Annotated in this window: 7 protein-coding genes and 1 pseudogene; 4 read left to right on the forward strand and 4 right to left on the reverse strand. The window is 72.9% G+C overall.

The annotated features are described in order from the left end of the window. Position 1: 1 nt before the first annotated feature. From ACYVOO_RS08400 to ACYVOO_RS08415, 4 genes are read right to left on the reverse strand one after another with little or no spacing between them, the layout of a single operon-like run. A complete protein-coding gene (locus ACYVOO_RS08400) occupies positions 2–970 on the reverse strand; it encodes an NAD-dependent epimerase/dehydratase family protein (RefSeq protein WP_461014999.1) in 969 nt (322 codons plus the stop codon). Next, positions 967–2,103, reverse strand: a complete 1,137-nt coding sequence (locus ACYVOO_RS08405; protein ID WP_453345796.1) for a GNAT family N-acetyltransferase — start codon at positions 2,101–2,103, stop codon at positions 967–969. Before ACYVOO_RS08405 ends, ACYVOO_RS08400 begins: the two co-directional genes overlap by 4 nt. Then, a complete protein-coding gene (locus ACYVOO_RS08410) occupies positions 2,100–3,416 on the reverse strand; it encodes an aminotransferase class I/II-fold pyridoxal phosphate-dependent enzyme (RefSeq protein ID WP_461015000.1) in 1,317 nt (438 codons plus the stop codon). The genes ACYVOO_RS08405 and ACYVOO_RS08410 overlap by 4 nt, the downstream gene beginning before the upstream one ends. Before the next feature lie 25 nt (positions 3,417–3,441). Then, complete coding sequence (locus tag ACYVOO_RS08415; protein WP_461015001.1) at positions 3,442–4,731, reverse strand: cytochrome P450; 1,290 nt, start codon at positions 4,729–4,731, stop codon at positions 3,442–3,444. A gap of 538 nt (positions 4,732–5,269) precedes the next feature. On the opposite strand from ACYVOO_RS08415, the gene ACYVOO_RS08420 reads away from it, so the two are divergent. The 4 genes and pseudogenes from ACYVOO_RS08420 (at position 5,270) to ACYVOO_RS08435 (ending at position 8,442) form a co-directional block, all read left to right on the forward strand. Beyond that, positions 5,270–5,965, forward strand: coding sequence for a type 1 glutamine amidotransferase domain-containing protein (locus tag ACYVOO_RS08420; protein WP_461015002.1), 696 nt, complete (start codon positions 5,270–5,272; stop codon positions 5,963–5,965). A 4-nt stretch (positions 5,966–5,969) separates the two neighbouring features. Further along, positions 5,970–6,107: pseudogene (locus ACYVOO_RS08425) on the forward strand (TetR/AcrR family transcriptional regulator); the annotation flags it as partial. Between the two features lie 319 nt (positions 6,108–6,426). Continuing rightward, on the forward strand, positions 6,427–7,986 hold the full coding sequence (locus tag ACYVOO_RS08430; protein ID WP_461015006.1) for an aldehyde dehydrogenase family protein: 1,560 nt from the start codon (positions 6,427–6,429) through the stop codon (positions 7,984–7,986). A gap of 63 nt (positions 7,987–8,049) precedes the next feature. Beyond that, complete coding sequence (locus ACYVOO_RS08435; RefSeq protein ID WP_461015003.1) at positions 8,050–8,442, forward strand: RidA family protein; 393 nt, start codon at positions 8,050–8,052, stop codon at positions 8,440–8,442. Positions 8,443–8,797 lie beyond the last annotated feature (355 nt).

Raw genomic sequence — 8,797 nt, forward strand, 5'->3', positions numbered from 1 at the left:
CTCACCCCTTCCGCGCGTCGGCGTACGGGGCGAGCACGGATGCCAGACCCTCGTCCAGCGTCACGGACGGGCTGAACCCCCAGCTCCGCTCGGGGTGTTCGGTCGCGCACGTCCACGCGGGGTGCACGGCCTCGGCGACCTTGTCCCGGTTGACCACGGACGTGCCCGTGAGCTGCGCGAGCCGGGCCACGGGCGCGGCCAGCGGGCGTGGAATGTGCCGCACCCGCGGCGGCTGCCGCCCCAGCGTCCGCGCGACGGCGGCGCCGATGTCCTCCCAGCGGTGCTCGACGCCGTCGCTGACGTGGTACGTCGTACCCGGCACGCCGCTCTCTGCGGCCCTGAGCAGCCCCCGGCACAGGTCGTCCACGTGCACCAGGGAGTAGTGCCGGGGCCCGGGGCCGCCGACGGCGGGCAGCCAGCCCGCGCGCACGGCCTTCACCAGCCGGGGCACGAACTCGCGGTCGCCCGGACCGTAGACGATGGGCGGACGCACGACGACCCCCGGCACCCGGTCGGCCACCGCGCGCACCGCCCGCTCGCCGCCCAGCTTGCTGCGCCCGTAGGCGGAGACCGGCGCGGGACGTGCGCTTTCCCGTAGCAGCCGCCCTGGCCCGAGCGCCGCCAGCGAGGAGCAGTGCACCAGCCGGGGCGGGCGCGGCAGCACGGCCAGTGCGGCACACAGCCGCCTGGTCCCGTCCACGTTGACCGTCGCGTAGCCGCGCGAGGTGGCCGCCGCGGTCGCCCCGGCCAGATGGATCACGCACTCCGCTTCCTCGACGGCCGTCGTGAGCCCGGCCCCCGTGACCAGGTCGCCCTGGGCCGTACGCGCCCCGGGGACACGTCGCGCGGCTGCGGGCACGCGCCGCCCGGCGTCGCGCACCAGCGCCGTGACCTCGTGTCCGCCGCCGGTGAGGTGGCCGATGAGCCGCTGTCCGATGAAACCGGTCGCGCCGGTGACGAGGTACCTCATCCGTCGACGCGCTCGTAGAGCCGGTGCGTGCGGAAGTGGATGCCGCCGGTGGCCTTGGCGTACCGGTTCGCGTGGTGGTTGTCCTCCAGGATCCAGGACAGCTCGCTCTCCGTGTAGCCGAGCCGGAAGGCCGCGCGCTGGGCCTGCGTGAACAGGGCCGCCGCGAGGCTGCGGTTGCGGTGCTCCTTCTTGATGCCCGAGGTGACGCCGCGGGTGCGGGTGATGCGGCGGGAGGCACGGTTGATGCGGAGGAGCCCCACGGGCAGGCCCAGGGTCGTCAGCCGCCCGCGCGCCGCGCGCAGCGCCTGGTTCGCGTCGGGCAGCCAGAGGGTGAATCCGGCGGGCTCGCCGTGCACCTCGACCAGTTGCAGCAGCTCGGGACGGAGTACGGGCTTCAGCTTGCGCACCGTGTGGGCGAACTCCCTGTCGGTCATGGGGACGGCGGCGTAGTTCTCGGCCCAGGCGTCGTTGTAGATGTCCTTGACGGCCGCCATGTCCGCCTCGAACCGCTTGGGGTCCAGCGGTCTGACCCGTACGCCCGGCGCGCTCAGCGCGCGGTCGGCCACCCTGCGGATGGCGGCGGGCGGCTCCCCGTCGGGCGGCATCGGGATGCGCCACGACAGCAGGTCCTTGGCCTTGGTGAAGCCGCAGTCGGTCAGCAGGTGCGCGTAGTACGGGGGGTTGTGCGGCATCAGCATCGTGGGCGGCGAGTCGAAGCCGTCGACCAGGACCCCGCACTCGTCGTTCGTGGTCAGACTGAGCGGCCCCAGGATCCTGGTCATCCCGCGCTCGCTCAGCCACTCGGCCGCCGCGCCGAAGAGTGCTGCGGCCACCGTGCTGTCCTCCACGCACTCGAAGAGCCCGAAATGGCCGCACTTGGGGTCGTGCCGCTCGTTGTAGCGCGGGTCCACGACGGCCGCGATCCGGCCGACGACGGTTCTGCCGCGCCGCGCCAGGAAGAGCCGGACACTGCCGAAGTCGTGGAACGGGTTGCGGCGCGGGTCGAGGAAGGCCCGGCGTTCACGCTCCAGCGGCGCCACCCAGAGCGGGTCCTCGTGGTAGAGGTCGTAGGGGAACCGGATGAACGCGGTGATGTCGGGACGGCCGTCCGCCTGGGTGATGGTGAGGGTCATCGGACACTCACCTCCTGTTTGCCAAGGGCGCCTCGCTGTGCGCCGATCGAGGGCCGGGGCGCGACGGCCCCGGCCTGTGTGCCGGTCCGCGTGCGCCCGGACGACGCTCCCGCGCCGCCGGGGGCGTGGGCCGGGCCGGGGATCATGCCGAGGCGGCGGCCGGCGGCGGCGAACGCGTCGAGGATGCGGTCCAGGTGCTCCTCGGTGTGGGTGGCCTGGAGGGAGAGCCGGATCAGGGCCTGCCCGTGGGGCACGGCCGGAGCCACCACCGCGTGCGTGAACACGCCCTCGTCCAGCACCTCCTGCCACATGCGCCCGCACAGCCCCGCGTCACCGATGTGCACGGGCACGATCGGGGTCGCCGACTCGCCGGTGTCGAAGCCGAGTTCGCGCAGCCCCTCGTTGAGCAGCGCGGCCAGCTCGAAGGCGCGGGTGCGCCGCTCGGGCTCCGCCTGGATGATCTCCAGCGCGGCGAGGGCAGCCGCCAGCGCGGCGGGCGGCATGGAGGCGGAGAAGATCACCGGACGCGCCGTGTAGCGCAGATACCCGATGACGTCGGCGGGCCCCGCGAGCACGCCGCCGATCGAGCCGAAGCACTTGGAGAGGGTGCCGGTGCGCAGGTCCACCGCTTCCGGCAGCCCGAAGTGCTCGGCCACGCCCCGGCCGCCCGCGCCCAGCAGCCCGATGTCGTGCGCGCCGTCCACGATCAGCCGGGCGCCGTGGCGGCGTGCGAGCGCGTGCAGTTCGGGCAGGCGGCACAGGTCGCCCTCCATGGAGAACAGCCCGTCGGTGACGATCGCCTTGCCCGCGCCGGGGTCGGCCTGCGACAGCTCGGCGGCGAGATGTTCCATGTCCGAGTGCCGGTAGAGGCGCTTGCCCGCGGCACCGAGGCGGATGGCGTCCACGAGCGATGCGTGGTTGGCCATGTCGCTGAAGACGAGGTCGGCCGCGCCGAACAGCGGGGTCAGCGCCAGGTTCGCCTGGAATCCCGTGGTGGTGACGATCGCCTCGTCGCAGCCCAGGAAGGCGGCCAGCCGCGACTCCAGCTCCTCGTGCTCGGGCAGCGTCCCGCATACCAGCCTGCTGCCCGAGCACGACGCCCCGTACAGGTCCAGGGCCTTGGCCGCCGCCGCCGTCACGCGCGGGTCGCCGGAGAGTCCGAGGTAGTCGTTGCACGCCGTCATGACCACGCGCACGCCCTCGACCAGGGCTTCGCCGTCCCCGGATGCCATGGCCCGGTAGAACGGCCGGGGGCCCTCGCCGGTCATGTCCCGGGCGAGGGACGGCAGGTGCTTGTCGAAGATGTCGGGCATAGGTGATCTCCTGTGGTCCCGTCCGCTAGGCGGTCGACGTGCTTGACGTACGTGACGTGCTCGACGTGTCCGACGTGGTCGGCGGCGCCAGCGTGACGGGGAGTCGGGTGATGTCGGTCATGCTCGGTCCGGCGTGCCGCTCCGGGGTTCCGGCAGCGCGTGCGCCCGGCAGCTCGGCGGCGAAACCCCGCGCGAACGCGACGGCCTGGGCGCGGGCGAGATGGGTGCCGGGGCAGTAGTGCAGCCCCGAGCCGAAGGCGAGGAGTCGCTGCGGCTGCGGCGCCTGCCGGGGGAGGAAGGTGTGCGGATCGTGGAACTCCGCCGGGTCACGGTGCGCCGCGCCGATGAGCGCGTGGACCACCTGGCCCTCGGGCAGCACCCGCCCGCCCAGCTCGGTCTCGGCCCCGGCGACCCGGGTCACGAGCCGGCCCGGAGGGTCCCAGCGCAGCACCTCGTCCACGACCCGGTCCGAGAAGTCCGGTTCCTGCCGGATCCTTTCAGCAAGGGCGGGGCGGGTGATCAGCGCGTGCGCGAGGCTGGCCAGCAGTGCCGCCGTCGTGGGCACCCCGGCGGAGAACAGGGTCAGCAGCAGATAGCGGCTGCCCGAGGGATCGCCCTTCGCCCAGTGGAAGAGCAGATCGTCGCCCTCCGGCTGCCGCAGCCGCTCGGCCAGAAGCTGGTCGTAGCGCTCCAGGAGCGCGGTGGCGGCCTCGTCGGCCCGCCGTACGACGCTCGGCGGACTGGCCAGCTCCTCGATCCGCACCATGGCCAGGCTCTCGGTGGCCAGCCACTCCAGGTCGACGTCCTTGGGCAGCCCAAGGAACCCCGCCAGCACGGCGGTCGGCAGCGGCCGGCAGATGGAGCCGACGACATCGGCGACCCCCTCGGCCCGGACCTCGTCGGCGAAGGCCCGCACGTGTTCGAGGGCCAGCGGAGCGGCGAAGGAGTCGGCCATGTCGCCCAGGGCGCGCGGGCTCAGGGCCTTCGCGAGGGGGCGGCGGCGCGCGGTGTGCTCGGGCGGATCCTGCTGGAGGGGGGTCTGGCAGAGGCCGACCGTGCTCGCGCTCTCGCGCCAGCCCGGTCGGAAACGCTCGCGCCAGGAGGCGGTCAGGGTGCCCCAGGTGCGGTCCAGGAGGACCTGACGGCAGTCCTGGTACCCCGGCACGAGGAGCGCTCCCCACGGGGTGGGTACCAGGGGCCCCGCGGAGCGCAGTTCGTCGTAGACACGGGCGAGTTCCCGCGGCTCCGACGCCTGGCGCCACCGTCGTACGAGACCGGCCGCGCTGCGGGATTCCAGTGGCGAGGTGCTCAGCAAAACTCTTAACTCATCTGTCGTTCGGAGCGGACGTGCGGCCAGGGGCGGACGGCCAGAGATCACGAAGCTTGCTCCGTCCAGCGCGTCGGGGGCCAGCGGGATGCGCTCATTTCACCTGTACGGGGTGACGATTCGTCTTCTGCGGCCCGAGCCTGTACGGTCGGCGGCCGGTCCGCCGCCGGAGCCGCGCCCGAGCCGCCCGAAAGCGCCTCTTTCGGGCGCCGCCAGGCCCCCTCCGTACCCCCTCCCGCGGCCCCCGCCCTCCCTCTCCGCCGATACCTCAGCGGCACATGCCTGAGCAGGGAGGTTGCTTCCTTCCCGCGTGCCCCCTCTTTCGGCTCCTCCGGCCGCGCGTGCCCATGGATGGGTGCGCCGTGCGGGGGGACCCGTGGTCTCGGGTGTGGGGGCGTTGGACTCCGGGGGAGAGGAGTCGTACCGTCGAACGTGTGGCGGTCTGACGTTCTGCGTGCAGAACGTCAGGGTGTCACCCCCCCCCGCACCCCCACATCCCCGAACTGCAAGCTGAGGAGCCCTCACCATGGCGAAGATCCTGTTCGTGATCACCGGCGCCGAGCACTGGACGCTCGCCGACGGAACCCGGCATCCCACCGGCTTCTGGGCAGAGGAGGCCGTCGCGCCCTACCAGGCGTTCCGCGAGGCCGGGCACGAGATCGTGGTGGCCACCCCGGGCGGCGTCACCCCGACCGTCGACCAGGGGAGCCTCGCCCCGGAGGCCAACGGCGGCAAGGAGGCGGCGGACGCGGTCGCCGAGGGGCTGGCCGCGTTCACGGAGCTGCGCTCGCCCGTCAAGCTCGAAGAGGTCGTACCCGCCGACTACGACGCCGTCTTCTACCCGGGCGGCCACGGCCCCATGGAGGACCTGGCCGTCGACGGCGACTCCGGGCGGCTCCTGACGGCCACGCTGCACGCGGGCAAGCCCCTGGGCATCGTCTGCCACGCGCCCGCCGCGCTCCTCGCGACCGAGGGCACCGACGACGTCTCGCCCTTCACCGGCTACCGCCTCACCGGCTTCACCAACGCCGAGGAGGCCCAGGCGGGCTTCGCCGACAAGGCGAAGTGGCTGCTCCAGGACCGGCTCGTCGCGCTCGGCGCCGACTTCCAGGAGGGCGAGCCCTGGGCGCCGAAGGTGGTCGTCGACCGCAACCTCTACACGGGCCAGAACCCCGCCTCCTCCGCGCCGCTCGCCGCCGAGATGCTCAAGGCGCTGGACTGACGCGATGGGCAGCGACCGCCTGACCGAGGTGCTGGACGCCACGTACGACTGCCTGGCCAGGTACGGGGTGCGGCGGACGACGATGGACGACATCGCCACGGCCATGGGGATCTCCCGCTCGGCGCTGTACCAGTACGTGCGGTCCAAGGACGACGCCGTCACCCGGCTCGCCGAGCGCCTGCACGCGCGGGCGCTCGAACGGGCACGGCGGGCGGCGACGTCGGGGGACCCGCTCGTCGAGCGGATCCACGGGGTCCTGCGCGCCAAGCTGGACCTCGTCCTGGAACTCGCGGGGGACTCGCCCCACACGGTGGAGCTGCTGGACGCCAAGGGCCGTCTGTTCGGCGACATCTGCCACCGGTTCGGCGCCGATCTGCGGCGGCTGCTGACGGAGCTGTTCGCGGAGGCCGCGCGGGCGGGCGAGACGGACGAGACGGGCGGGGCGAGGGGGATGCGGGTCGATCCGGCCGAGGCCGCGGACATCTGCGTCGCGCTCGTCGTCGGCCTGGAGGCGACACCCGACGGCTCGCGCCTTCTGCGCCCCGCCGCCGACGCGCTGCTCACCGGCCTGCTGGAAGCGCCGGAGGAGGGCGCCCGGACCTGACCCGACCTCACCTGTCCGACCGCCTGGACCCGTACGGCAGCCTCGTCCCCCCACCTCACCCCCACACAGGAACACCGAGGAGCACCACATGAGCGTCAGCGCTCCCGAGCAGGCCGCGGACCTCGTCGCGCGGCTGCGCGGCACCTTCCGCACCGGCCGCACCAAGTCCCTGGAGTGGCGCGTCCGCCAGCTCCGGCAACTGCGCGCCCTGCTCACCGAGCACGACAAGGACCTCGCCGAGGCCCTGTACCAGGACCTGCACAAGGGCGCGGCCGAGGCGCACGCGGCCGAGATCGACTTCCCCGTACGGGAGATCGACCACACCCTGGACAACCTGGAGGACTGGCTGTACCCCGAGAGCCTGTCCCCGGAAGCACTCACCGGCTTCCCCGAGGGCTCCACGGCGGGCACCCGCTACGACCCGCTCGGCGTCGTCCTCGTCATCGCGCCCTGGAACTACCCCGCGCAGCTCTTCCTCGTCCCCCTCCTCGGGGCGCTCGCGGCGGGCAACGCGGTCGTGGCCAAGCCCAGCGAACTGGCACCCGCCACCTCGTGCGTGCTGGCCCGGCTGCTCCCCGAGTACCTCGACACCGACGCCGTCGCCGTCGTCGAGGGCGGCATCCCCGAGACGACCGCGCTGCTGGAACAGCGCTTCGACCACATCTTCTACACGGGCAACGGCACGGTCGGCCGCATCGTCATGCGCGCGGCGGCCGAGCATCTGACGCCGGTCACGCTGGAGCTGGGCGGCAAGTCGCCCGCGTTCGTCGACCGCGACGCCGACCTCGGGCAGACGGCGCGACGGCTGGTGAAGGCCAAGTTCCAGAACGCCGGGCAGACGTGCGTCGCGCCCGACTACGTGCTCGCCGACCCCGCCACGGCCCGCGCGCTGGAAGGGGAGCTCGCCAAGGCCGTCGAGGAGGTCTACGGGTCAGAGCCGGCCGCCTCACCCGGCTACGGCCGCCTCGTCAACGAGCGGCACTTCGACCGGGTCTCCGCGCTGCTCGACTCCGGACGCACCGTCACCGGCGGCCAGTGCGACCGCGCCACGAAGTACATCGCGCCGACCGTCCTCGCGGAGGTGTCGCCCGACGCACCCGTCATGCGCGAGGAGATCTTCGGGCCCGTGCTGCCCCTCGTCGAGGTCGCGGACCTGAACGAGGCGATCGCCTTCATCAACGACCGGGACAAGCCGCTGGCGCTCTACGCGTTCACCGGGTCGTGGGAGACCCGGCGCAGGCTGGCCCAGGAGACGTCCTCGGGCGGGCTCGGTTTCGGGCTGCCGATGGCCCATCTGCGGGTGCCCGAGCTGCCGTTCGGCGGCGTGGGGGCGAGCGGCATGGGCGCGTATCACGGCCCGTACTCCCTCGCGACGTTCAGCCACCGCAAGGCCGTCCTGGACGTTCCGCTGAGCTGACCGGCTCATGCGGGAGGGGAGCCTGCCGAAGCCGTGCCGTGCCGGGCGTTTAGTGTTCGGCGCATGACAGAGCGACATGCGATCCTCAGCGGTTCGACGTTCGAGGAACAGATCGGGTACGCCCGTGCCGTGGTCGACGGCGACTGGGTGCACGTGTCAGGGACGACCGGCTTTGACTACGACACCATGACGATCTCCGACGACGTCGTGGAACAGGCGGAGCAGTGCCTGCGCAACATCGGTGCCGCGCTGGCCGAGGCGAAGTGCACCTTCGCTGACGTGGTGCGCGTGCGGTATCTGCTGCCCGACCGTGAGGACTTCGAGCCCTGCTGGCCGGTCCTGCGCCGCGCCTTCGGCGAGGTGCGGCCGGCGGCCACCATGCTGATGTGCGGCCTCGCCGACCCCCGTATGAAGATCGAGATCGAGGTGTACGCGCGGCGGACCGCCACCACGTGACGGGACACGGCCCCCGCACCCGGAGGGTTCCGGGTGCGGGGCGGGCGCTAGGGGGTGTCTTCAACGTAGCGTCGTCCGGCCGCCAGGCCGGGGGCTGCCGGGGGCACCTCCCAGCGGTAGCTGGGGGAGTCTGGTGCGTGCAGTCGCAAGGCGGAGGGAGGAGAGCGCCGGGGGCACCTCCCAGCCCGCAGGGCCTGGGGGAGGGCTGCGCTGACGACCGACAACGTCGCGAGTGTGCGTGCCAGGCGTCGCAGCCCAGGCGGGACTTTGAGGACACCCCCTAGTCTTCTGAGTCGGGAATTCTGTTCAGATATGAGCTGAGGCGTTCGAGGATCTCGTCGGCGGTCTTGGTCCA

This window comes from Streptomyces daliensis, assembly GCF_054782395.1.